Origin of the sequence: Pilimelia columellifera subsp. columellifera (genome assembly GCF_039532605.1) — a bacterium.
In the GTDB taxonomy this organism is placed as follows: Bacteria; Actinomycetota; Actinomycetes; order Mycobacteriales; family Micromonosporaceae; genus Pilimelia; species Pilimelia columellifera.
The window spans coordinates 1-21,797 of sequence record NZ_BAAARY010000011.1 but is presented as its reverse complement, the minus strand read 5'-3'; the positions used below and the strand labels follow the sequence as shown (position 1 = coordinate 21,797).

Here is a 21,797-nt window from a genome sequence, read left to right as displayed (position 1 = left end):
GGTCTAGAACCGTCACCTTCCCAGGTCCAGCGGGCGGGGGTCGGCGGGGCGGCGCGGACCGGCCGCGCTGCGGTGGCGTCACGCCCGGCGGGTTCGTCGGGCGGCGCGGGGCAGGCGAGGGTCGCACGGCCAGTAGACAACGGCGCGGCGGGGGCATCCAGTCTCTGACGGGTCGGTCCGAAGGTCGTCGCGCACGTCGCCTGGCACACCGGCCGGGGCAGGATCTGGGAGCTCGGGGCGTGACCGTGTGGTCACGCCCCGAATCGTTTGGCGCGTTTGGTGGATCCGTCGCGGTGGCGCCTATGCTTGGCGGCCGGAGCCGGCCAAGGGGGAAACGACGCGACGTGCAGCACACCCGAGGAGCGTCGACCCGCCGGTGGGCCGCCTGGGCGCCGCTCGCGGCGGCCGTGGCGGCCGGCGCGGCGCTTATCGTCGCCCTGCCCCCGTACGGGCTGTGGTGGCTGGCGCCGGTGGGCGTGGCGCTGCTGGCGTTCGCCGCCACCGGCCGTGGCGTGCGCGCCGGGGCCGGCCTGGGCCTGGTCGCCGGTGTGGTGTTCTTCACCCCGGTGCTGTCGTGGACGAACCTGCACACCGGGGCGTTGCCGTGGCTGCTGCTGTCGGCGTGCCAGGCGGTGTACTTCGCCGGCCTGGGGGCGTTGACGGCGCTGTCGACCCCGCTGGTGGACCGGTGGCGCTGGATGTGGGCGCCGCTGACCGCGACCCTGTGGGTGGCGCAGGAAGCCGCCCGCGACCGCACCCCCTTCGGTGGTTTCCCCTGGGCCCGGCTGGCGTTCACCCAGGACGAGTCGCCGCTGCTGTACGTGGCCTCGCTCGGTGGCGCCCCGGCGGTGACGTTCGCGGTGGCGTTGGCCGGGGGGCTGCTGGCCGCCGGCGTCCGGGCGGCCTGGCGGTGGCGGGCCGGCCGGGACGAGTGGGTGGCGCTCGCGGCGACCGCCGGGGCCCTCGCCGGCCTGTTCGCGGGGTCGGCGGCGGCGGCGCGCCCACGCCCGCAGGGCCCGACGTCCACGGTGGCGATCGTGCAGGGCAACGTGCCGCGCCTGGGCCTGGACTTCAACGCCCAACGGCGGGCGGTCCTGGACAACCACGTCAACGCCACGACCCGCCTGGCCGCCGAGGTCACCGAGGGGCGGGCCGACCAGCCGGACCTGGTGGTGTGGCCGGAGAACTCCTCGGACATCGACCCGCTGCGCAACGCCGACGCCGCCGCCGTGATCGACCGGGCGGCCCGGGCCATCGGCGCCCCGATCCTGGTCGGGGCGGTGCTGCTGGGGCCCGGTCCCGACCAGGTCCGCAACGCCGGCATCCTGTGGCGGCCGGTCGGTGGCCCGGACCTGGAACAGCTGTACGTCAAACGCCACCCGGTGCCGTTCGCCGAGTACGTGCCGCTGCGGGGCCTGGCCCGGATGGTGTCAGCCGAGGTGGACCGGGTGCGTTTCGACTTCGTGCCCGGGGACCGGCCCGGGGTGGTGCGCGCCGGGGGCGTCGTCGTCGGCGATGTGATCTGCTTCGAGGTCGCCTACGACGAGGTGGTGCGTGACACTGTCCTCGGCGGGGCGCAGGTGTTGGCGGTGCAGACCAACAACGCCACGTTCAACTCCGCCGAGGCCCGCCAGCAGCTGGCGATGGTGCGGCTACGGGCGGTGGAGCACGGCCGGGACGCGTTGATGGCCTCCACCGTGGGGGTGTCGGCGTTCGTCGACGGCGACGGCCGGGTGGTCGGGGCGACCCGATTCAACACCGACGCGGTCGTGCTGCACGAGGTCCGTGCGGGGCGGACGCGTACGCTGGCCACGTCCGCGGGCTACTGGCCCGAGGCGGTGTTGGTGGCGATGGCCGCCGCCGGTGTGTTCACGGCGGTGGTGCTGCGGCGGCGAGGGCCCGCCGGGCGTGACGGAGATGGAGCGCGCGCGTGAGCGAGGAGTACCCCGGGGTCGGTCGGGTGCTGGTAGTGGTGCCCACCTACAACGAGGCGGAGAACGTCCGGCTCATCACCGGTCGGGTGCGCGTGGCCACGCCACAGGTCGATGTCCTCGTCGCCGACGACAACAGCCCCGACGGCACCGGCCGGGTGGCCGACGAGCTGGCCGCCGCCGACCCGCAGATCCACGTCCTGCACCGGCCCGGCAAGGAGGGCCTCGGGGCGGCGTATGTGGCCGGGTTCGCCTGGGCCCGCGAGCGCGGCTACGACGCGGTCGTGGAGATGGACGCCGACGGCTCTCACGCCCCCGAGCAGCTGCCGCGGCTGCTGGACGCGCTCGCCGACGCTGACGTGGTGCTGGGATCGCGGTGGGTTCGCGGCGGGTCGGTGGTCAACTGGCCGCTGCACCGGCTCATCCTGTCCCGCGGCGGGAACCTGTACACCCGGCTGATGCTGGGGGTGCCGTTGCACGACGCCACCGGCGGTTACCGCGCCTACCGGATGCCGGTCCTCGACAAGATCGATATCAGTTCGGTGGCGTCGCAGGGCTACTGCTTCCAGGTCGACCTGGCGTGGCGGGCGTGGCGGGCCGGGTTCCGGGTCGTCGAGGTGCCGATCACGTTCAAGGAGCGGGAGATCGGGGCGAGCAAGATGAGCTCCTCGATCGTCGGCGAGGCCCTGTGGCGGGTCGCGGTGTGGGGCATGAAGGCCCGGCGGGAGTCGCTGACCCGGAGGCTGTCCGGATCGCGTCGACCGGGGCCGGACGAACCCGGCCGGTAGGAGCACGCCCGGTGGGCAAGCTGAGGCGTTACCTGCTGGCCGGAACAGGCGCCACCGCCGGGTGGGTGGCCGTCGAAGCCGCCGCGTTGTGGGCGTGCGCCCAAGTGCTGGGGTGGCCTTGGACGGTGGCCCTGCTGGTCGCGTTGTCAGCCACCGGCCTGGTCCTGCTGCGCCGCGGCGGCGCCGCCATGTGGCGGGCCGCCAGGGCCGGGACCGCCGCCCCCGCTGACCTCGTCGCGGTCGCCGCCGCGCTGCTCGTCGCCATCCCCGGGCTGATCACCGCGGTGGTGGGGTTGGTGATGTGGCTGCCGCCGACGCGCGTGCTGCTGGGGGCGTTGGCCCGCGAACGCGGACCGGCGGCGGTGCGCCGCGCGTTCGGCCCGCGCCGGGTCAGAGCTGACGGCGCCCGACCGCCCGGCCCCGCCGGGGAGGCCATCGACGGGGAGATCGTCTGAAGCCGCGCCGCTGACTGTTCGACGCGAAACGCCGCCGCCAAGCCTGGCTTGGCGGCGGCGTTTCGCGTCGTTGGTCAGACCCCGCCGCGGCGGGCCCGAACCTCCTGGAGACGCTCAGCCAGGATGTCCTCAAGCTCAGCCACCGAACGGCGTTCCAGCAGCATGTCCCAGTGGGTTCGCGGCGGCTTGCTCTTCTTCTGTTCCGGCTCGTTGCCGTCGACCAACCGCGCCACACTGCCGTCGAACTTGCATTCCCAGGTCATTGGCACTTCCGCGTCGACCGCGAACGGCACCTCGAACTGGTGACCCTTGGCGCACAGGTACTCCCGGGTCTGCCGAGGCGCCAACTCCGTGTTGCGGTCGGATTCGTAACTGACCGCTCCTAACCGGCTACCGCGCAGCATACGTTCGCCCATCTCGGTTTCCCCTCGATCGTCGTGTTCTCCTGTGTCAACGACCTTGGTCAGTTCGTCGATTCCCCAAGGCCGCGGCGCCGGCTCAGCGCGTCAACAACACCTGAACCAGGGGCCCCGGGAAGGGTCCACCTGAGCTGGCGTCATGTGCTGAGCTGGATCTACGGTGCGCTCGGGTCGCGCTCGGACTGGATTTCGCACGAACCGAGTTCCGCGAAAGCCGTGGGTGGCTCACGCTGAAATCTCGCTCGGACTGGGCCGTCTGGGTCACCGTTCATGGACACAGAACCTCCATTCTACGCGCAGTCCCGGCCAGGCGCCGTGACGTGCCCACCTACGATGATCACCGGGCGGGTGTCTGGGGGGCCAGACCGGCCAACGCGCCCGCGAGCTGCGTCACCTGAGCGGTCAACTCGACCACCCTGGCGGCGGCGCCCGCGGCGGCGTGGTCGGCGGCCGTGGCGCGGTCCCGGGCGCGGTCGGCGTCTGCCCGGGCGGCGTCCAGGTCACGTTGGGCCTGGTGCAGCAGGTCGGCGCCGGCCCGCCGGTCCCGCCCGGCGGCGTCCAGCTCAGCGCGCAACGCCGTCACCTGTGACGTTGCGGCGGCCAGCTCGGCGCGGGCGGCGTCAGCGTCGGCGCGGGCCGCTTCGGCCAACGCCCCGGCCCGGGCGGCAGCCTGCTGGTGTTCCCCGGCGGCGACCACCGCCGCGTCAGCGCGGGCGCTGTGCCGGGCGGCGTCGGCCCGGGCCGATTCCAGCTCGGCGCGTAGGCCCGCGGCCTGGGCGTCGGCGCGGGCGGCGGCGGCGAGCGCCACGTCCCGTTCCCCGCCAGCGGTCTCAGCGTCAGCGTGGGCGCGTTGGGCGGCGACGATGGCCTCGGCGCGGCGTCGCTCGGCGGTGTCTGCCGCGGCGATGGCGGCGTCGCGGGCCTGCCGGGCGGCGTGCTGGTCGACCTGGGCCGCCTCGGCGTGGGCGGTGGCGTCCCGGGCGTCAGCGAGCGCCCCGGCCTTCGCGGCGAGGGCCTGGGCCGCGGCCTGTTCGGCGTCGCGGGTGGCCCGCTGCGCCTGGGTGGCCTCGGCGCGGCTGCGGTCGGCTTCGGCCCGGGCGTCGTCGCGTTCGGCGTGGGCGGCGGCGATCTGGGCGGCGGTCTCGGCGCGCAGCTGGGCCAGTTGCCGTTCGACGCCAGCGGGGGACAGCTCGGCCTCCAACGCTTCGCTGAGGGTGTCGGTGGTCTGTTCGAGCCGTTCGACGATCTCCCAGGCGCGGGCGACCTGGCCGGCCAGGCCAGGGGAGTTGCGTTGCCGGAGCCGGCCGTTGCGGGATTGGCGTTGGCAGGCGCCGTCGTTGTCGCGGCAGTAGCGGAAGGGGCGCCCGGCGGCGGCCCGCTGCGGCACGGGACGGCCACAGTGGGCGCACGGCCGGGTGACGGCGTCGGCGGCGGTGTCGGCTGCGTCGATTTCGGTGTCCATCGCGGTCGTAGTGTAATGGCGGCCACGCCCGCTGCCAGGCGGCGCGGCCGGCGCGCCGCGCCAGGGGCGCGCCCCAACGGGCGTCGGGGTGTCGAAGGCGAGGTGGACCGGAACGTGACCGACCGCGAACGGCTGCTGGCCGCGTTCGACGCACAGGTCCGGGCCGGCGCCAGCGGCCCGTCGCAGATGCGGGTGGGCTCGCTGACGGTGGCCACCGGCCCGGACGGCGGGCAGGTTGTCGGCGTCGCCGCCACGACGGAGACCGGCTCGTTGGCAGCCCGGCTGCGGGAAGTGTTCGCCGACCGCGGCGAGCAGATCCAGTGGCCCCTGTACGGGCACGACCGGGTCGGTGACCTGGCCAACCGGCTCCGGGACGCCGGGTTCGTGGCCGCCGCGCCCGAGACGCTGATGGTGGCCCGGTCACGGACGGCGGCGCGGGCGGCCACCGACCTGCGTGGGGTGACCGCCCGCGCCGGCGCCGAGCCGGACCTGCCGGCGGTGGCCGCCGCGCACGCCCAACTGCTGGGCGGCGCCCAGGAGCAGCTGTTGCCGGTGTTCACCGCCCGGTTGGCCAGCGACCGGTGGCGGCTGTTCGTCGGCGACGCCGGCGGCCAGGTCGTGTCGGCAGGGTGGCTCGACGTGGCGCCCGGCGGCGACTTCGGCGTCCTGTACGGGGGGATGACGTTGCCGCAGTGGCGTGGCCGCGGCGGGTACCGGGCGGTGGTGGCCGCCCGCGCCCGGGCCGCCGCCCGACGCGCCCCACTGGTGTGCGTCGAGGCGTCCGAAGCCAGCCGGCAGGTCCTCGCGGGCATGGGCTTCGAGGAGCTGACAACGGTCACGACCTGGCGGTGGGCGCCGCGCTGACCGGCCGAATCCTGCCCCACAGCTGCCCTCGCGGTGAATGCTGGACCCATGGGCGCCGGCGGCTCCACGTCGCTGCCCCGCGGCCGCTCCGCCAGCGGGGTCACCGGCGCGCCCACCCCGCTGCGGATCATGCCGCTGGCCGTCGCCGCCGCGCTCAGCGGCGACAACACCCTCAGCCGGGCCGTCGCCGACGTCGTCACCTCCATCGGCCAGGAACTGGCATGCGCCCAGACCGAGCTGTGGCTCGTCGACGCCACCGACGAGGAGATCGCCAGCGCGGCGTCCTGGACCGCGCCGCCAGCGAACCCGGTCACCACCCTCGCGCCGGTCGGCCGGCTGCCGCGCGGCCAGAGCCTGCCGGGACGCATCTGGTCAACCGCGCGACCCGTGTGGGCCACCGACATCACCCACCCCAGCATCACCGAACTCGCCCCCGGCGCCGCCCGGCTCGGCGCCCGCGCCGCCTGGGGCCTGCCGATCATCAGCGGCGACCAGGTCCTGGGCGCGCTCATCCTGTTCGCCCGGCGCATCGACCCACTGGACGAAGCCGTCACCGTCGCCATCGACAGCGTTCTGGCGCAGCTGGGCCAACGACTCGAACGCCACCGCGCCGAAAACCTCACCGCCGAGCTGCAATCGGCCCACCAGAATCTGGCCCGGGTCGTCAAACTCGTCCAGGACAACATCTGGTCGGTCGAGATCCTCGCCGACGGCACCAGCGTCTCGGTCTTCGCCAGCCCCGACGGCGCCGGCGTCTTCGGCGGTCTGCTGCCCCGCGACGGAGACATGGCCACCATGATGATCCAACGCACCCACCACGACGACCAGCCGCTGTTCATGGCCTTCCACCAGACCCTGGCCGCCGGGCAGCCCGCCGAGATCGAAAACCGGATCATCGGACTGGACGGGGTCACCCGCTGGGTCTGGACCCGCGCCGTCCCGCGCCGGGAAAACGCCCGCCTGTTCGTCGACGGCATCAGCACCAACGTCACCGACCGCCACCGCCTCGCCGAAGAACGCGAACAGGTCCTGGCCGACCAACGCCAGCAGGTCGACAAACTCCGGGAGCTAGACCGGATGAAGGACGACCTGGTGGCGTTGGTCAGCCACGAGCTGCGCACCCCCATCGCCACCATCCGCGGCTGCGTTGAGCTGCTACGCGACGCAGCCGACCTCAACGACCAGACCAGGTCGCTGGCCACCGTCATCGACCGGCAGAGCGCCCAACTCCAGGTCCTCGTCGACGACCTGCTGGCGCTCGCCGAGATCGAGGCGGGCGCCGGGGCGGCCGCGCGGCCCTGCTCAGTCACCGACATCCTCAACGAGACCGTCGCCGACCACCGGTGGGCCGCCGACCGCGCCGGCATGAGCCTGGTCGCCCGCATCGACGAGGGTTTGCGCGCCCGGGTGGACCGCAGGCGGGTGCGCCAGGCGTTGGACAACCTGCTGTCCAACGCCGTCAAGTACAACCGCGAGAACGGGACGGTCGAGGTCACCGCAGCCCGGCAGGACGGGCAGATCGTCATCCAGATCGCCGACACCGGCATCGGCGTCGACCCGCAGGACTATCCGCGGCTGTTCGCCCGCTTCTTCCGGGCCCGCACCGCGCTGGAACGCAACATCAAAGGAACGGGGCTGGGGCTGGCCATCGTGCGGGCGATCGTCGAGGCGCACAACGGTTCGATCCGGGCCCGGCCCCGCGCCGGCGGCGGGACCTGCATGGAGCTGCGGATACCGGTCGAGGGCCCCCCGCCGCCGTGACGCGGCGCCCGGGGCGAATCTGGCGGACCGCAGCGGTTCGGCAACCCTGGGCCGGTACGGTTCTTGCGATCTTTCCGATCGTGGATCGCGAGCCGTCATGCGGGTGTCAGCGTGGGTGTTGGCGGCCGCCGCCTTCCTCGCCGTCATCTTCTTCCGGGCGGCGTGGGGGTACGCGCGCCGGCGGGATGTCGTCCAGGGCGGCATCGCGCTGCTGTTCCTGCCCGCGACGCTGCTGCTGGCGCGTGAGCTCGCCCAGCTGGCTGGCCTCGTCCTGCCCCGGCCGTTGCTCGCTGTCGTCGGGGCGCTGACACTGCTGATCCCGTACCAGCTGCTACGCCTGGCCAACCAGATGCGCCGGGTGCCCCGTTGGGTGATGGCGTCCGCTGTCGGGCTGTTCGTCCTGGCGGCGCTGCCGGTGGTGTTTGTGCCGCCGCCGCTGCCGCCGGCCATGGAACTGCTGTTCCAGCTCGGCTTCGCCTTCCCCGGCGCGGTGTCGGCCGGCTACCAGCTGGCCGAGGCGCGGCGCCGGCGTGGCTCCTCGCGCGTGCGCCTGGCCGTCGCCGCTGCTGCCACCGGCCTGATGACCGTCGGGATCGTCTGGTCGGTGGCCACCTGGGGCGAACAGCTGGCGACGCCGCAGCTCATGCTCGTCGCCGCGGCGCTCGGGTTCCTCGTCGCGTTCATGCCCCCGGTCTGGTTACGGCAGCTGTGGGCCACCCGCGCCGCCCACACCGTCAGCCTGCGGCTGAGTCAGGCGCCGGCGGACGAGCCAGCCGAGCGGATCTGGCGGCGCTACGGCGCTGTCGTGTGCGAGGTCGCCGGGGTCGACGCCACCGTCGTGGTCATCAGCCGCGCCGGCATCCTCACCCAGGTCGCCCACGCCGGCCTCGCCGACGGCTCCCTCACCGGCGCGCCGAGCGACCAACTCGACGCGCTCCTGGGCGCCCCCCAACCGGTGAGCCTGATCACCCGACGCTGTCGCCGTCTGCCCTTCGCCGAACGGGTCCTGCACGCCGTTCCCGGCGCCACCTACATGACCGCGGCCCCGCTGCGGGTCCCGCCGGATGAGGCCGGCGCGTTGCTGCTGGTCAGTCGGCGGTGGCCCCTGTTCGTCGAGGACGACGTCCGCCTGCTCGCCGACCTCGGCGGCCAGGCCGGCATCCTGGCCGAACGCGCCCACGTCATCGCCGCCGCCAGAGCGGCCAGCAGCGCCAAGAGCGACTTCCTGGCGAACATGAGCCATGAGCTGCGGACCCCGCTCAACGCCATCCTCGGCTTCAGCGACCTGGCCCTCACCGGCCCCACCGAAGCCGGCCAGGTCACCATCCCCGTCGAGTGGGTCGAGCACATCTTCGCCAGCGGGCAACGGCTGCTCGACCTCATCAACGACGTCCTTGACCTCAGCAAGGTCGAAGCCGGACACCTGGAGCTGCGGCGCGAGCCGCTGTCGATGGAGGCCGCCGCCGCCGACGCCCTCGTCGCCCTGCGGCTGATGCTCGACCGCAAGAGCCTCACCGCCCAGCTCCAACACGACGGCGACGTGCTCGCCTACGCCGACCCGAAACGACTCCGGCAGATGATCGACAATCTGCTCAGCAACGCCATCAAGCACACCCCGGCCGGGGGGCGGATCACCGTGCGCGCGCACCGGCTGCGGGGCACCGCCTACCTGACGGTCACCGACACCGGACCCGGCATCAACCACACCGACCAGGCCCGGTTGTTCGAACAGTTCCAGCAGGTCGGCGACCCCGCCACGCGACAACCAGGCACCGGCCTGGGCCTGGCGCTGACCCGGCGCCTGGCCCGCGCGCACGGCGGCGACATCACCGTCCACTCCCAGCCCGGCGCCGGCAGCAGCTTCACCATCTGTTTGCCGGCCGTCGACACTGCGACCGACGCCACCGACGGGACGCCCCCTACCAACGTGGAAGCGATCGCGGACCATGAACCTGAGCGCCCAACGCGGTGACCCGCTCCCGGAGCTGCCGGTCCGAGGTCACCACCACACAAGGGACCGACGCCGCGGCCACCACGTCCACAATCGTGTCGTCGCCCGAACCGGCGGCGGCGACGACACGCACGCCGTCCACACCCGGCACGCCCCGGGCCGCGCCCTCGACGACCAGGACCACCTGCGTGGCGCCGTCGGCCAGCGCCGCGAGCGCGTCACGTAGCCGGGTCACCGCGCCGGCCCGATCCCGCCACCAACCGTCAGGTTGGGACCCGACGGTGTTCGCCGCATCGACGACCAGCAACTGACCCACCACCCAAGAATGCCACCGATCTGCGGCCGCGACTGGCTGGCCATTGTCCGAGAACCGGCTAACGTAGCGGCAGATGCCGCGGACGCGGTCATCCCGGACGAGGACGAGTCGTACCCGGCCCGCAAAGACGACCGTCGTAAAGGTGGTCGCTGTCATGGCCTGGCTGGTGCTCGTCCTGTCCGGGGTGCTGGAAGCCGTCTGGGCGGTAGCGCTCGCCCGCTCTGCCGGTTTTACCCGCCTGGCGCCGTCGGTCGTCTTCGTCGTCGCTCTCGCTCTGAGCATGATAGGTCTCGGCTACGCCCTGCGGACCATCCCCGTCGGCGCCGGCTACGCGGTGTGGGTGGGAGTCGGCGTCGCGGGCACCGCGCTCGCCGGGATGCTGATGCTCGGCGAATCGACGAGCGCACTGCGAGTGCTGTCACTGGTGTTGGTGCTGGCCGGAGTCATCGGTTTGAAGATGTTCCACTGAAGCAGCCACGGCGCTCGCCTCGCGTTTGCAGCGAGACGAGCGCCGTGGCTGATGAGCGTTTGCTCAGTTGACCTTCGCGAACCCGGTCTCGGGGGCGACGTCGTACGCGGCGAGCGAGCTGTCGTCGTCGACGTCCTGGTCGTACACCGTCTCCACCCGGTAGCCGAGGCTGGACGGGTTGCCGAGGCAGGACAGCGGCACGGTCGCGGAGTGTGTGCCGCTGGTGAACGCCGCGACGCCGGAGCACAGCGCCGGCGGGTCATCCTGGTCGTCGACCTGGTACACGTCGACGTACTGCTCACCGTCGAGGACCGCGTACTCGACGGTGAAGTCGGCGTCGCCGTCCGCGTTGGTGTCGAGGAGGAAGTCGGTGAAGGTGTTGTCGCTCTCCCAGTTGGGGTCATCCAACGGGCTGAGCGCCTTGGCCGTCTTGTAGGTCAGGACGAGGTTGCCCGCGCCGGACCTGCCGTTGGCCGACACGATGTCGGCGTACGGGGCGTCGGTCGGCTCGTCATCGTCGTCATACACGTCGCCTGCCGGGTCGGTGATGGCCGCTGGGACGAACTTGGTGGCGGGGGAGGCGTTGGCGGGTGCCGCTACGCCAACGCCGAGCGTGAGGATGGCGACCGCCAGTATGCGGTAACGCCCGGTGCTGCTTTTCATCATGTCTCCCTAATCGCCCCGCGGCCAGGGTCCACAATATGAAGACGGCCAATGTTTAGGCAAGGGAAAACTGGCCCCAGTGCTTCCCCTGTCGAACCACTGTCGCAAGTCGATGGCCCTCGCAGCTCATGGCGAAGCCCAGGACGGGCCTGACGTTTCCTGGGCGGTGGGTGGGAATTCGGATGGTGTAGGTGGTCACCGGGTCGGTGGTGTCGTTGAGGGACATGTCGCCGTCGTGTGCTTCCACGATGGCTCGGACCAGGTGAACCCGAGGGCGGTATCCGGCACGCCGGGCCCGGGAGCGTCCGGGGGGGCGATGACGGTGCTCAGCTCGTCGGATTGCAGGTTGAGCCCGATGTGGCCGCCGTTGTCGGCGGCGCGGCGGAGTTCGTCGAGGACCTGTCGTAGGCGGGTGGGGTCGTCGTCGGGGTGTTGAGGTTCACCGGCACGCTGGCCGCCTGCGCGGATCGCGCGGCGTCGCGGCAGATCGCGGTCAGGTCGGTCGGTTGTCGGGTGACGGCGATGTCTCCGGCGCGTAGGGTGGCCATGCCGAGCAGCTTGTCGATCATGTTGTGCATGTTCTTGGTGTTGCGCCGCATCACCGCCAGCAGCTCGTTCTGGTCATCGGTCAGCTGGGGGTCTTCCGCGGCAGGTCGGTGCACGACTCGATGGCCGTCAGCGGGCCCGAACCTCGTGTCCGATCAGGTGGACGAACTCGGCGCGGCTCTTGTCCAGTTCGGTGTCGAGGCGTTCGGCGCGGCGCCGTTCCGGCATCTGCCCGATCATGGCCGCCAGCCTTGATCCCGGCGGGAATCTGATCGTCAGGGTCCCAGATGACTGCCGACGCAGCACCGGACCGACACCCACGGCGCGACCCTGGCCAAACTTCGCCCTGTTCGACTGGTCGGCAAGCAGCTGTCCCCGCGCATCCGCGACCTCGGCAAAATCACGCTCTACCGCACCGGAGGTAGGGCTGATTTCGAGACTTGATGGCCGCGGGCCGGCGCGCTGCTGAGCCGCCGCCTCAACACCGACCTGATTACTCCTGCATGTGGGACGACCTGCTGCCGTGTGGCGGCCTCCGTCAAGGGCGGCCACGCCACCGCCGGCCTGGTCGTGGGGAGTCGCGCTCCACCCGACGGCAGCAGAACACCCTCGCCGCGGCGATCAAGGAGCACGAGGCGCTGCGCCGCACCCTCTACGCGGGCCGCTACCTGGCCGATGAAACTTATCGGCGCCGCATTGCCCGGCAGCTGAACAAGGGCGAGAGCCTGCACGCTCTGCGCCGACCATGCTAGGACGCCGACCCGATGTTCATGGAGGAAGGCGGCGACATCGACGCTGCCCGCGAGATCGTTGCTGCGGCGGCGGAGGGGGAGCTGTATCTCTACCCCGGTGACCAGCACCTGTTCACAGATTCCAGCCTGCCGTCGTCGTGAACATGTGGTATCGCTAGATTTCACGTTTCGTATGCCGTGATGTTTGTCGTTTGGTATATCAGCTTCGCTGACTGTGTATTACAGTTGGTCACATGACAGTGATTACCGTTCGGGCCGACACGGATGTGGAGCGGGCCCTGGCCGACCTGGGCGCGACCGCTGGCACCCGCTCGCAGATCGTGCGTGAGGCGATCCTGGCTGCCGCCCGCACCGCCCGCAGTGAACGGCTACGCGCCGAGGCCGCCGCCCTGGCCGCCAACGACGCCGACCGGGCCGAGGTCGCCGCGGTCCAGCACGACCTGGACGACATCCGTGCGTGGTGAGGTCTACGAGCTGAGCCGGCCCAAGGACGTCCTCGGCCACGAGCAGCGCGGCGAGCGGTACGCCGTCGTCGTGCAGGCCAGCGAGCTGGCCGCGTTGTCCACCTGGATCGTGTGCCCCACCTCCACCCGCGCCCAGCCGGCCAGCTTTCGCCCGGTCATCGACTTCGGGGCGGGGGAGACCCTGGTCATGGTCGACGAGATGACCGTCATCAGCCCACCGTCACGGCTCGGCCGCCAGGTCGGTTACCTGCCCGCCGGCGGCCCGGAGATGCGCGCCATCGACGCCGCCATCGCCGTCGTGCTCAACCTGGACTGACCCAGGTGGCCATCGCGTCGCCGCGCCGAGTCCGGCCGGTCCGCAACCCCATGCCGGCGACACCGCCCGCCGGCATGGTCCACGATCAGGTCGATGCAGCCGCCAACTACCTGCGCCACCTCGCCGGGCACCCCGATCTGCTCGCGCCGGCCCGGCACGAGCTGCGCGGCCGTGACCTGGCCTGCTGGTGTTGTCCCGAGGTCGCGCCCTGCCATGCCGAGATCCTGCTCAGGCGTCGGCGTCGACGGCGCGGACGGCGCGGGTCGACGCCGACGTGATGGTCGCTGCGGCGATACCCGGACCGGCCGCAGAACGCCTCGCGCAGCTGGACACCGACGAGGTCGTCGCTCACGCCTTCCGGGCGGAGAGGGTCTGACGGCGCACCGGAAGGTGACGGGGGTTGAGGAGGATTGGTACAGGATCCTCCCCAACCCCCCGAAAGGCTCACCGCCTGCGTCGAGTGACCACGAAGAGCGCTACTGCAGCAGACGAAATTGCAGCAAGAACCAAAGGAACGGCGGGAGAGCCGATCAATGACGTAAATGAAGCGATGGCCGCGATGATCGTCAAGATTCCCAAGATTAAGGCAAGCCAACCGAAGATGCCGAGCTGCCAGTATCTCTTTCTCATACCATCCCCCTCCCCAAGGGCTAAACCCAAGGTAAATAGTGTTGCGAGACTACTCCTTCACCTTGCCCGACCTGGCCGGCGGGACGCCGAACTGCTGGGTAACCTTTGCTGAGCTTTGGTACGCCGCAACTGGACGCCCTCTCCTGCGTGCCGGAATTTTGACAGGGGCCGTAGATGGCGGGCTGCTACGGTTATCGATACGCCCATAGTCGATGGGGAGGAGGCGATGGTGACTAAGGTTCGAATGGTGGTGTCGCTCGGAGTAGTGCTCTGGGCGGCATCGCCGCTTTTAGCAGTCGCGGGACTCCTGAGTTACCCAACAAGCTTCTTCCTCGGCACGACGGTATTGCTTGCATGCCGTTTGATCGCCGACCACATCGCGAAGAAGGCAGGACTGCGCGGAGTCGTTTTTCGTGAACCAGATAGAGATAAATGACTGTCTCCAAACGATCCCGAAGCCGGGACTGTCAATTGCTCCTCTGTCCCGGTCGTAGACGGGGCTGAGGAGAATCTGTTCCGGGCTAATCTTCTTTTCGGTCGTTCGACAACATTAACAAAAGGAAAGCAAGGACGACCACGAGGAGAGTGGTGATTCCTCCGGCGACGCTTCCTTTATCGGAAATCAAAGTACCGATCCCAAGCACCAACAGGACGACGCTAACGATAATAGCCAATATACGAATAAGGGTAGACTTTGGCATCAACACCAACCTAGGCTTCTGAAAAGGTTTAGTGAGCGTTGGGGTTACATTCAATTTTGGTCAGTCGGCGACTACCAACCGGCACCGACTCCTACCGCCTGGTCACTACCGCCGCCGCCATCCCCCGTACCCGCTGGACCTGCAGAGCCCCGGACCAAAATCCGGGGCTCATCGCAGGCCTCCCAGGACGACGCCAGCCCCTCTTCTGTCAACTCTGGGTGAGTCGCCTGCTTGCTGAGAATCAGTGATGTGCGGGCGTGCGGGGACACGGCGACAACCAAAATCTACGCCACCACATCAAGCCGGGCATCGCGCGACTATGCCGGGCCCTGGGTCTATACCGATCAGGATCGATTGCGGTCACGCCACAGCAGCGCCAGAGCCAGAATCCCGGTGATCATCGTCATAACCCCTAGTGTGATCTCGACGGCCTCCGGTACATGCACCCAGCGTGTGGCCAGGTACAACGCGAGCAACACCAGGAAAGCACCCGAGACCCACGAGGGCTTCATGTCGACATCCTCTGCTAGATGTGCTGATTTGCTGCGATCCGGTCTGTGTCACACGCTCAGAAACATTCCTTGACAACCTTGTCGATAACGAATAGGGAGAGCAGCGCAGCGACGGTCTCGCCACCCAGGCCCTTGCCCATCTCGATGCCGGCGTACCGGATGGCGTCCCACTTGTTCATGCCACCCTTCCGGGCGTATTTGTATGCAGCGATGGTCTTCTTCGCGAACTTGGCCGAACCGCCGGCGACCTTGATGGCCGCGCGGATCTTCAAGACCTTTGCCACGGTGAAGACATTGGACAGGATCGCCACTCCGACCGCCACGGCGCAAGCCCAGGCTCCGCGTACTGCCGCGTTCTCTGCGTCCTGGAGCTTGCCGACCTCGACTTCCAGGTGAGCGCGGACCGCCTCGTCACCGGCTGCAATGACGTCTTCCGGGATGTCCTCGATGACCTGCATCGCCGGTAGCAGCTGCGCCTCGGTCAGGTCGTCGTAGTCGTTGTCCTCAATCATGGCCATGCTCGAGGTGGACGTGGTGGCGGGTGCCGGTGCGGGTGCCGCCGACGCACGATGGGCGAGTCCGGTGAGTACGACGGCGGATGCGGTTACAGCGATCAACGCATGGCGAAGAACCATGATCTCCTCTTTCTATTTTTGGATGCGCTGCTACCCTGACGTCTTCCTGCAGGCATGGACAGGCGTAAGTCGTCTTCCCGACTCTCATTCCGCGCTGGTCTGCGAGTCAAGCGGGTCCCAAGCAGCAGCGACGTGGGGGAGATGACGTCGATCGGGCCGCACTGGCCGCCGCCCGCGAGCAGACCGCCGCCCAGTCCGTCCGCGCCCAGCACGCCGAAACCACCGCCGCAGCCGCCACCGACCGGGCCGCCGACGCCGAACGGCAGGCCCGCGACCTCGCCGCCCAGCTGGCACCGCCCGCGCCGAACGAGACGCCGCGGCCGCCGACCTGCAAGCAGAGTTTTGGAAGGCTTGCTGGCGCCATGATTTCGGAAGAAGAAATTATAAAAAACTTCGAGAAAAAACAGGTATTACCTGAACAAGATTGATGATAATTTTTACAGGGACCTCAGGAACCAGTGCACTAAGGTGGGATGGCTGTATAAGTACACTTGCCAAAAAACGGGGTTTGCAATGTACATGGCTGTGAATACGTGGGGTTGGTGACCATGGCCGATCGACGCAATCGTCGTCCGGGGGTTGCGACATTTTCAGCAAAGCGACGTTGGGTGATGGTAGGGGCCGCGGTCGCGATTGTAGTTGGCGTTTCCTTCACGGCGGCTGTCGTGAGTGATTCCTCTCACGAGGTGGTGGCGGTGTATGGCGTCGGCGATCTCGCGGGAGAGGTGTTGAATAAGCCCGCACTGCCGCGCCGACTTACGGGAGAGTGCGACGAAGGAACCCCTTACCGGTCCTACCGAGGTCATCACTACTGCGTCGCGATGGGGCCCGCTGAGGGTATGCCTTCGACCACCATTTCTAAGACCTTAGTGCGAACGACGAAGCACCGGGTCACCGTTTCGGCGGACCTTGGGCGTGATGTAAGCACCGCGACCGCCCAGTGGCCGCCGCCTGCCTCCAGCATTACGCCTGGCTCCAGTGCCGTAGGTGTCGCCTACGTGCAAGGACTTGTTGCCCTGATCGATGAAGACGATGACTTGGTCGCTGTTCTTCGGCTGGAGGATTTCCCACGCTCCGGAGATGCGAAGGTGTCCCGATGGGAAGCTCTTTCGACCCTGCCACTGATTACCTGGGATCCCTCGCGTCCAGGATGGATCCCTTCATAAAGCTCGACTTTTTGGCTGACCGATGATGTCAAACCTAGATGTGCTAACTGAAATAGGCGTGGCCTTCTTCGTTCAGGCTCTGGCCACAGACTCGGCCCATGAGAGAGACTGGCAGCGGAACCGATAGTCACGCTAAGCCTGTTGCTGCTTGTTTAGGTGTCGGTAGATGGTGGGGCGGGTGGCGCCGAATTCGGCGGCGATTTGGGCGACGGTGTGGACGCGGCGGCCGGTGTCGTCGGCTTCCTCGTACTGCCTGTGTGACCAGTAGCGCGCGGTCGAGTTCGGGGCGGCGGGCCAGCTTGCCTGATGCCTTGTCGATGAAGATCTGCTCACAGCCCGCCGCGGTGAGGGCGTCGTGTTGGGCGTCAGGGTTCTGATCGCGGGTGGAGACCCGCCCGTAGCCGATTCGCATGGCCGGACTGTATGCGAACCTCCGACAGCGTTACGAAGGCGCGTACACGGGTTCCGTTACACCGTTGGCCTGCGGTCGAGTCGAGTTGATCTTCATGTCTCGTGAACGAACGTTTACGGACACTTCGATGGCTTTCACGTGGAACTGATCATGATCGACCCCGTTTGGATCTGGTGACACGTTTTTACCGGCGCCCCTTGCAGAGCGCCCTCGACCGGTCGGCGAAATCGGGACGAAGTGCCGCCGTGGGTGCGACGCTGGTCGACGCCGAACGAGTTTCGAAGGAGCAACTCATGGTCAAGATCGCGATTGTCATCGGGAGCACACGGCCCGGCCGCAAGGGGGAAGCTGTCGCCCGGTGGGTGCACGAGCTCGCCAGCAAGCGCACCGATGCGCAGTTTGAGCTGGTCGACATCGCCAGCTTCAACCTGCCGCTGCTGGACGAGCCGGTTCCGCCGTCGATGGGCCAGTACAGCAAGGAACACACCCAGCGGTGGGCCGCCAAGATCGCCGAGTTCGACGGCTACGTGTTCGTCACTCCGGAGTACAACCACAGCACCTCCGGCGCTCTGAAGAACGCCCTTGACTACCTGTACGCCGAATGGAACAACAAGGCGGCCGGGTTCGTGGGCTACGGCAGCGTAGGAGGCGCCCGAGCCGTGGAACAGCTGCGGCTGATCGCGGCCGAACTGCAGATGGCCACCGTCCGAGCCCAGGTGTCGCTGTCGCTGTTCACCGACTTCGAGAACTTCAGCACCTTCACACCTGCCGGTCATCACGAGATGGCGATGAACAACCTGTTTGACCAGCTCATCTCCTGGAGCCGGGCCATGAAGTCCACCCGGGAGACCGACAGGATGACGACGGCCTACCAGTCCTGACTCGCCTACAGGTCGCCGTCGACCCGCCAGTGTCCTGGAACCGGTGGGGCGGGCTCACGACCGGTGGTGCGCATGAGAGGCGTTTTGGCCACGCGGTCTGCCGCTCCGCAACAGCGCTCTAACGGCACCGGGTTGGTGGCGCTCTAACGGCTCTAACGGTGCAGGTCAGCGCCGTGCAGCCGGGGCGCGGCCGCCGTCGAGCGCGGGGCGTCCGGCTCGCCGCTTCCGCTCCTCGCCGCGGGCTGCGGTGCGGGTCGGCTTGCCATGGGCGAAGCCGCTGCTGCCAGCCGCGTCGTGCGCGAGCTCGTGGGCCAAGCCCTCGAACACTTGTGGGGGTTGTGAGCGCGGATGTCCTTGCGGGAGGTCTGCTGCGAAAGCAGGGGATTGCCGCTGGTCGGCGGGTTTCTGTCAGTACCGGCTGGTCGTGGCGTACACGCTCTTGGACCAGGCGCCCCAGCCGGCGGAGTTCTTGGCCCGGACCTTGAATTGGTAGCGGGTGCCCGAGCGCAGTCTGTTGACGTCGGCCTGGCTGCTCCAGGAGCTGACGGTCCGCGAGGACGCCAGCGTCCCGCTGGTGTAGAAGGCGCCCACCTCATAGCCGGAAACACCCGCCGTGCCGAACCATCCCCGGGACCAGGTGACGCGGACAGCATTCGACCACACGCAGGTCGTCCGCACGCCGTAGGGAGCGGCGGGGGTGCTCACCGGGGTCGGCTCCATACCCCCGGCCACGGCCGCGGAGGCGGGAGTCGCGGTGACCGTGACGGCGCCCAGCCCGGCGGTCAGGGCGAGCGCGGTGGTGGCCAGCGATCGGACAGTTACCGACGTGTTCCGCATGGTTGCCTCCGGCGCGTATCGGGGTGGAACACCAGATTCCCGACAAGCCCTCAAGCCGCGCCAAGCGAAACCTGTGGTCTGGCTGAAATACGCCCTGCCCACCACTGCTGACGCCGGAATAGTCCGAATGGACGACAGCCCCGACTGGATGGCGGCCGGCGACGCGCCGGGGCCGCCGCCTGGGGTGAGGACAGTTACCCCAGCAGGCGGGTCAGCCGATGGCGAAGGTGGTGGCGCTGCCGGTGCCGCCGGCGTAGACCAGCCCGGTGCGGCCGGGCCCGAGCTGAGGAAGACATTAACGTCACGCCAGCGAGTGTGATGCTTGCATGGCGACACCATAAACAAAAGTATGATGGCCGCATTTCGGGCACTCGACGAACTGCCCTGTGCACTTGGATGGTGCATTGTTGGTGTTCTAGTATTGGAGCATGGCTAGTGAGCGAGTGAATCTGACGATGGAGAGCGCCGCGCTCACCGCGGCGCGGTCCGCCGCGGCGCAGGCCGGCACGTCTCTGTCGGAGTGGATGAGCCGGGCCGCCTGGGACCGGGCCGTGGCCCAGGCCGCCCGCATCAGCGCCGAACAGGACCGCCAGCTCGGCGGCGAACTGCCCGGCTGGGACGACGACGGCGCCGACCGGGTGTTCGGGGACGCGGCGTGAAGCGAGGCCAGGTCTGGACCGCCAGCCGCGCCGGCCACGACCGCCTGGTCGTCATCGTCGGCCATGACGCGCTCACCGACGTCCGCGACGGCGTGTTGGTCGTGCCGGTCTCCGACGTCCGCGCCGCCACCCTCATCGAACCGACCGTCACCCTGGTCGGCGGCGACCCGCTCGGCGTGGCCATGACCCCCCGAGTCGGGGAGATCGCCAAGACCTACCTCACCGAGGCCCGCGGCAACCTGGACCCGGCCAGCGCCGAGGCCCTGGACGTGGCCCTGCGCGCCGTGCTCGACCTGTAAGGCGCATCCCCGAAACGCAGCGCCAAAGGCCGACGGCGCCCGACTCCTGCGAACCTGCAGGGCGAGGCGCCGTCGTCTTCGTTCACTCGCCGACGTAGCGGGCACCCGTGAGAAACAGTCACGGGCGCCGCCTCGCGTTCGCCGTTTGGTCTGTTATCCGGCTGCTACGTGGGGCTCGGTGCGGCGCTGCCGGCAGCACGCCAGAGCTGTCCGAGCTGCTTTTTGCCAGCGTCGCGCAGCGTGAGCAGATCGCCGTTGATCTCGACGGTTTGGGTCGCCTCTAGCCAGGGACCGATATTGAAGTTCTCACAGAGCTTCTCTTGATCGCCCTCGAAAGTTGCCTTGAATGTTCCGGCGGTGTCGACGCTCCAGGTGCCCTTCTGGCGGTTGCATCCGTCTGCGCCGGTCCAGGTGCCATCGTCCGCGAACTGTAGGTACGGCGGTTCCGGCCAGCCGATGAGTGGGGCGGTGGTGCCGGGTGGAGGAGTCCATCGACCCACCAGCATGGCTCTATCGGCAGTTGTCGCCGCCGTAGCCGTGGCTGACGGACCGAGCGTCCCGGTCGGCGACCTGTCGGAGGGTTCCGACCCCGTGCATCCCACGACAGCGGCAGGAACCAGAAGCACACTGCTGACCAGCGCACCCAGACGCATCGCGTCCACCTTCTCCCTCTGTTGCGCCCGCCCAGCCAGGCGACCAGGCGGTGAAGCGGCGCCCGAGTAGGTCTTGCACTTGACGGCGCTGGAAGTGGAACAACGCCCCACGCTTCCTCCGAAGCCTCAGTGATGGGCTCGCTGCCCGTAACGCTGACGGGCAGCTTCTCCGGAGGTACCAAGCCGGCGGCCAATGGCATCCCAAGAAACCTGGAACTCGCGCGCCTGGTCAACCGCAGTTGCGATCTCGGCCTCCACCTCTGCGCGGCGCAGAGCGGCACGGTGTAGGGCGGCGAGCGCTTCGGCAGCGTCACTCTCTTTCGGGTCGATCTCGAAGTTCTCGAACTTTGCGGCAAGCGTCTTAGCCTGCTCCATGATGTCCTTCACGCTTCTGGGCATGACTACCGCCTTCGGGGAAAGTTTTTGGACTTCGCGGGAGGAAGATATTTGGGTCTTTCGGGTCGATCTCCATGGACGATGAGGGGCCCACCGTCGTAAGCCTCGACTACGCCAACTTCGATGAGTGCCGCGTCGCGGGCAGGGCCGACAAACATATCGAGGCCGTCACCGTCGACGTCTTCCCAAATCTTGACTGGGCTTCGGTAGGCGTGCAGCAGGTCCTCGTCGGGAACACCGTGCTTCGTCGATGATCTGCGGCTGATCAATCTGCGGCTTACTCATGCGCCGTCATCCCAAGGTAACTTGGAACGGGCATCATCGCAAGCTAACTTGCGATCAAAAGAACTTCCCATATGGGACTAATACCTTATTTGTGCCTTCAGGTGGCCGTGTTCAAGGGGTTGAGGTGAACCTGTTCCACTTCCAAGGATGCAGAACGGTCCGCTGGTCAGACATCGACGGACCCGCGGCGGCTGCTTAAAGCAGCTGCGACTGCATCCGGCGCTGCGGTTGTCGTCACACCACCATCGTGCCGCCGGTGCAGTCGTGCGCCTGGCACGTCGTACGCGACACACGCGAACGGCGTACGAACCGCATGTGGCGTCCACCGGTCAGACGAGCCGGAGCAAGGCCCGGCGGTGCGTGTTGCGCGCCAGCTAAATGTCACGGCTTGCGCCGGGTAAATGTCGCGGGCGCAGTCGAGGTGTTGGTACACCGAGCTAGCACCGCGCCACCGGACACGACGAAGGGCCTCGTGCTGGTTCGGCGCTCTGCTACCCGGAAGAAGCGTGCGCCTCAGGTTGACATCAAGCTGGTTGAGCTTGGAGGGTGATCGTCTAGTGAGGACGGAGTTACT

At 68.8% G+C, this 21,797-nt stretch carries 28 protein-coding genes, 2 pseudogenes and 1 riboswitch; of the genes and pseudogenes, 18 read left to right on the top strand and 12 right to left on the bottom strand.

The genetic code is table 11. From position 1 onward, the window contains the following. The first annotated feature begins 344 nt into the window (after positions 1-344). From lnt to ABD287_RS12575, 3 genes are read left to right on the top strand one after another with little or no spacing between them, the layout of a single operon-like run. The gene (lnt, locus tag ABD287_RS12585) at positions 345-1,934 is read left to right on the top strand and encodes an apolipoprotein N-acyltransferase (RefSeq protein ID WP_344172516.1); all 1,590 of its coding nucleotides are present in this window, start codon (positions 345-347) and stop codon (positions 1,932-1,934) included. Further along, positions 1,931-2,719, top strand: a complete 789-nt coding sequence (locus ABD287_RS12580; protein ID WP_344172514.1) for a polyprenol monophosphomannose synthase — start codon at positions 1,931-1,933, stop codon at positions 2,717-2,719. The genes lnt and ABD287_RS12580 overlap by 4 nt, the downstream gene beginning before the upstream one ends. A gap of 11 nt (positions 2,720-2,730) precedes the next feature. Continuing rightward, a complete protein-coding gene (locus tag ABD287_RS12575; protein ID WP_344172512.1) occupies positions 2,731-3,174 on the top strand; it encodes an FxsA family protein in 444 nt (147 codons plus the stop codon). Between the two features lie 74 nt (positions 3,175-3,248). Here the strand turns inward: ABD287_RS12575 and ABD287_RS12570 are convergent, their stop codons facing one another. Both ABD287_RS12570 and ABD287_RS12565 read right to left on the bottom strand, forming a co-directional pair. After that, the gene (locus tag ABD287_RS12570) at positions 3,249-3,590 is read right to left on the bottom strand and encodes an RNA polymerase-binding protein RbpA (protein WP_344172510.1); all 342 of its coding nucleotides are present in this window, start codon (positions 3,588-3,590) and stop codon (positions 3,249-3,251) included. A 340-nt stretch (positions 3,591-3,930) separates the two neighbouring features. Next, entirely contained in the window at positions 3,931-5,055 is a 1,125-nt protein-coding gene (locus ABD287_RS12565; protein WP_344172508.1) for a coiled-coil domain-containing protein, read from the bottom strand. 114 nt (positions 5,056-5,169) lie between these two features. Here ABD287_RS12565 and ABD287_RS12560 point away from each other — a divergent pair, with 114 nt between their 5' ends. The 3 genes from ABD287_RS12560 (at position 5,170) to ABD287_RS12550 (ending at position 9,652) form a co-directional block, all read left to right on the top strand. Beyond that, positions 5,170-5,919, top strand: coding sequence for a hypothetical protein (locus ABD287_RS12560; protein WP_344172506.1), 750 nt, complete (start codon positions 5,170-5,172; stop codon positions 5,917-5,919). A 33-nt stretch (positions 5,920-5,952) separates the two neighbouring features. Continuing rightward, on the top strand, positions 5,953-7,680 hold the full coding sequence (locus ABD287_RS12555; RefSeq protein ID WP_344172504.1) for an ATP-binding protein: 1,728 nt from the start codon (positions 5,953-5,955) through the stop codon (positions 7,678-7,680). Between the two features lie 97 nt (positions 7,681-7,777). Continuing rightward, positions 7,778-9,652 carry a sensor histidine kinase gene (locus ABD287_RS12550; RefSeq protein WP_344172502.1) on the top strand — a complete coding sequence of 625 codons (1,875 nt, stop codon included), beginning with the start codon at positions 7,778-7,780 and terminating at the stop codon, positions 9,650-9,652. On the opposite strand, the gene ABD287_RS12545 is transcribed toward ABD287_RS12550, so the two are convergent. Continuing rightward, positions 9,600-9,947 carry a PIN domain-containing protein gene (locus ABD287_RS12545; RefSeq protein WP_425565610.1) on the bottom strand — a complete coding sequence of 116 codons (348 nt, stop codon included), beginning with the start codon at positions 9,945-9,947 and terminating at the stop codon, positions 9,600-9,602. The two genes, ABD287_RS12550 and ABD287_RS12545, sit on opposite strands and share 53 nt — an antisense overlap. 70 nt (positions 9,948-10,017) lie before the next feature. After that, positions 10,018-10,084: riboswitch (guanidine-III (ykkC-III) riboswitch) on the top strand. Between the two features lie 17 nt (positions 10,085-10,101). Here ABD287_RS12545 and ABD287_RS12540 point away from each other — a divergent pair. Then, positions 10,102-10,416: a DMT family transporter gene (locus tag ABD287_RS12540; protein WP_344172710.1), complete on the top strand. Its 315-nt coding sequence runs from the start codon at positions 10,102-10,104 to the stop codon at positions 10,414-10,416. Positions 10,417-10,479: 63 nt separating this feature from the next. Here ABD287_RS12540 and ABD287_RS12535 read toward each other — a convergent pair whose 3' ends face one another. Together ABD287_RS12535 and ABD287_RS12530 are read right to left on the bottom strand one after the other, a co-directional pair. Further along, on the bottom strand, positions 10,480-11,079 hold the full coding sequence (locus ABD287_RS12535; protein ID WP_344172498.1) for a hypothetical protein: 600 nt from the start codon (positions 11,077-11,079) through the stop codon (positions 10,480-10,482). 326 nt (positions 11,080-11,405) lie between these two features. Further along, positions 11,406-11,741, bottom strand: coding sequence for an ATP-binding protein (locus ABD287_RS12530; protein ID WP_344172496.1), 336 nt, complete (start codon positions 11,739-11,741; stop codon positions 11,406-11,408). A 181-nt stretch (positions 11,742-11,922) separates the two neighbouring features. Between ABD287_RS12530 and ABD287_RS12525 the strand changes: the two are divergent. The 6 genes and pseudogenes from ABD287_RS12525 to ABD287_RS12500 all read left to right on the top strand — a co-directional run. Continuing rightward, positions 11,923-12,368, top strand: a pseudogene (locus tag ABD287_RS12525) (Tn3 family transposase); the annotation flags it as partial. A gap of 21 nt (positions 12,369-12,389) precedes the next feature. After that, positions 12,390-12,518 carry a hypothetical protein gene (locus tag ABD287_RS12520; RefSeq protein ID WP_344172494.1) on the top strand — a complete coding sequence of 43 codons (129 nt, stop codon included), beginning with the start codon at positions 12,390-12,392 and terminating at the stop codon, positions 12,516-12,518. 92 nt (positions 12,519-12,610) lie between these two features. Beyond that, positions 12,611-12,841 (top strand): hypothetical protein, encoded by a 231-nt coding sequence (locus ABD287_RS12515; RefSeq protein WP_344172492.1) that lies wholly within the window; start codon positions 12,611-12,613, stop codon positions 12,839-12,841. Beyond that, positions 12,831-13,157, top strand: coding sequence for a type II toxin-antitoxin system PemK/MazF family toxin (locus tag ABD287_RS12510; protein WP_344172490.1), 327 nt, complete (start codon positions 12,831-12,833; stop codon positions 13,155-13,157). The genes ABD287_RS12515 and ABD287_RS12510 overlap by 11 nt, the downstream gene beginning before the upstream one ends. 5 nt (positions 13,158-13,162) lie before the next feature. Further along, positions 13,163-13,435, top strand: a complete 273-nt coding sequence (locus ABD287_RS12505; protein ID WP_344172488.1) for a DUF4326 domain-containing protein — start codon at positions 13,163-13,165, stop codon at positions 13,433-13,435. Positions 13,436-14,016: 581 nt separating this feature from the next. Then, a complete protein-coding gene (locus ABD287_RS12500) occupies positions 14,017-14,223 on the top strand; it encodes a hypothetical protein (protein WP_344172486.1) in 207 nt (68 codons plus the stop codon). Between the two features lie 609 nt (positions 14,224-14,832). Here the strand turns inward: ABD287_RS12500 and ABD287_RS12495 are convergent. Together ABD287_RS12495 and ABD287_RS12490 are read right to left on the bottom strand one after the other, a co-directional pair. Further along, positions 14,833-15,000: a hypothetical protein gene (locus ABD287_RS12495; protein ID WP_344172484.1), complete on the bottom strand. Its 168-nt coding sequence runs from the start codon at positions 14,998-15,000 to the stop codon at positions 14,833-14,835. Positions 15,001-15,056: 56 nt separating this feature from the next. Further along, positions 15,057-15,635, bottom strand: a complete 579-nt coding sequence (locus ABD287_RS12490) for a hypothetical protein (RefSeq protein ID WP_344172482.1) — start codon at positions 15,633-15,635, stop codon at positions 15,057-15,059. A 408-nt stretch (positions 15,636-16,043) separates the two neighbouring features. Between ABD287_RS12490 and ABD287_RS18550 the strand changes: the two are divergent. Next, positions 16,044-16,181 (top strand): annotated as a pseudogene (locus tag ABD287_RS18550) (phospholipase A2 family protein); the annotation flags it as partial. Between the two features lie 747 nt (positions 16,182-16,928). Here ABD287_RS18550 and ABD287_RS18545 read toward each other — a convergent pair. Then, the gene (locus ABD287_RS18545; protein ID WP_425565609.1) at positions 16,929-17,213 is read right to left on the bottom strand and encodes a recombinase family protein; all 285 of its coding nucleotides are present in this window, start codon (positions 17,211-17,213) and stop codon (positions 16,929-16,931) included. 293 nt (positions 17,214-17,506) lie between these two features. Between ABD287_RS18545 and ABD287_RS12480 the strand changes: the two genes are divergently transcribed. After that, on the top strand, positions 17,507-18,094 hold the full coding sequence (locus ABD287_RS12480) for an NADPH-dependent FMN reductase (RefSeq protein WP_344172708.1): 588 nt from the start codon (positions 17,507-17,509) through the stop codon (positions 18,092-18,094). 165 nt (positions 18,095-18,259) lie between these two features. Here the strand turns inward: ABD287_RS12480 and ABD287_RS12475 are convergent, their stop codons facing one another. Both ABD287_RS12475 and ABD287_RS12470 read right to left on the bottom strand, forming a co-directional pair. Next, entirely contained in the window at positions 18,260-18,421 is a 162-nt protein-coding gene (locus ABD287_RS12475) for a hypothetical protein (RefSeq protein WP_344172480.1), read from the bottom strand. Positions 18,422-18,502: 81 nt separating this feature from the next. Beyond that, positions 18,503-18,931: a fibronectin type III domain-containing protein gene (locus ABD287_RS12470; protein WP_344172478.1), complete on the bottom strand. Its 429-nt coding sequence runs from the start codon at positions 18,929-18,931 to the stop codon at positions 18,503-18,505. A 428-nt stretch (positions 18,932-19,359) separates the two neighbouring features. On the opposite strand from ABD287_RS12470, the gene ABD287_RS12465 reads away from it, so the two are divergent. Then, entirely contained in the window at positions 19,360-19,590 is a 231-nt protein-coding gene (locus ABD287_RS12465; protein ID WP_344172476.1) for a hypothetical protein, read from the top strand. Continuing rightward, positions 19,587-19,889, top strand: a complete 303-nt coding sequence (locus ABD287_RS12460) for a type II toxin-antitoxin system PemK/MazF family toxin (protein WP_344172474.1) — start codon at positions 19,587-19,589, stop codon at positions 19,887-19,889. The genes ABD287_RS12465 and ABD287_RS12460 overlap by 4 nt, the downstream gene beginning before the upstream one ends. Positions 19,890-20,053: 164 nt before the next feature. Here ABD287_RS12460 and ABD287_RS12455 read toward each other — a convergent pair whose 3' ends face one another. Next, on the bottom strand, positions 20,054-20,389 hold the full coding sequence (locus tag ABD287_RS12455; RefSeq protein WP_344172472.1) for an META domain-containing protein: 336 nt from the start codon (positions 20,387-20,389) through the stop codon (positions 20,054-20,056). Positions 20,390-20,668: 279 nt separating this feature from the next. Then, positions 20,669-20,929: a hypothetical protein gene (locus ABD287_RS12450; protein WP_344172470.1), complete on the bottom strand. Its 261-nt coding sequence runs from the start codon at positions 20,927-20,929 to the stop codon at positions 20,669-20,671. 83 nt (positions 20,930-21,012) lie between these two features. Here ABD287_RS12450 and ABD287_RS12445 point away from each other — a divergent pair, with 83 nt between their 5' ends. After that, positions 21,013-21,192: a hypothetical protein gene (locus tag ABD287_RS12445; RefSeq protein ID WP_344172468.1), complete on the top strand. Its 180-nt coding sequence runs from the start codon at positions 21,013-21,015 to the stop codon at positions 21,190-21,192. Positions 21,193-21,797 lie beyond the last annotated feature (605 nt).

Coding starts and splice junctions, on each gene's coding strand:
- ABD287_RS12570 (WP_344172510.1), bottom strand. CDS start 3,590: ATGGGCGAACGTATGCTGCGCGGTAGCCGGTTAGGAGCGGTCAGTTAC.
- ABD287_RS12565 (WP_344172508.1), bottom strand. CDS start 5,055: ATGGACACCGAAATCGACGCAGCCGACACCGCCGCCGACGCCGTCACC.
- ABD287_RS12550 (WP_344172502.1), top strand. CDS start 7,778: ATGCGGGTGTCAGCGTGGGTGTTGGCGGCCGCCGCCTTCCTCGCCGTC.
- ABD287_RS12540 (WP_344172710.1), top strand. CDS start 10,102: ATGGCCTGGCTGGTGCTCGTCCTGTCCGGGGTGCTGGAAGCCGTCTGG.
- ABD287_RS12535 (WP_344172498.1), bottom strand. CDS start 11,079: ATGAAAAGCAGCACCGGGCGTTACCGCATACTGGCGGTCGCCATCCTC.
- ABD287_RS12520 (WP_344172494.1), top strand. CDS start 12,390: ATGTTCATGGAGGAAGGCGGCGACATCGACGCTGCCCGCGAGATCGTT.
- ABD287_RS12515 (WP_344172492.1), top strand. CDS start 12,611: ATGACAGTGATTACCGTTCGGGCCGACACGGATGTGGAGCGGGCCCTG.
- ABD287_RS12495 (WP_344172484.1), bottom strand. CDS start 15,000: ATGAAGCCCTCGTGGGTCTCGGGTGCTTTCCTGGTGTTGCTCGCGTTG.
- ABD287_RS12490 (WP_344172482.1), bottom strand. CDS start 15,635: ATGGTTCTTCGCCATGCGTTGATCGCTGTAACCGCATCCGCCGTCGTA.
- ABD287_RS18545 (WP_425565609.1), bottom strand. CDS start 17,213: ATGCGAATCGGCTACGGGCGGGTCTCCACCCGCGATCAGAACCCTGAC.
- ABD287_RS12480 (WP_344172708.1), top strand. CDS start 17,507: ATGGTCAAGATCGCGATTGTCATCGGGAGCACACGGCCCGGCCGCAAG.
- ABD287_RS12470 (WP_344172478.1), bottom strand. CDS start 18,931: ATGCGGAACACGTCGGTAACTGTCCGATCGCTGGCCACCACCGCGCTC.
- ABD287_RS12465 (WP_344172476.1), top strand. CDS start 19,360: ATGGCTAGTGAGCGAGTGAATCTGACGATGGAGAGCGCCGCGCTCACC.
- ABD287_RS12445 (WP_344172468.1), top strand. CDS start 21,013: ATGGACGATGAGGGGCCCACCGTCGTAAGCCTCGACTACGCCAACTTC.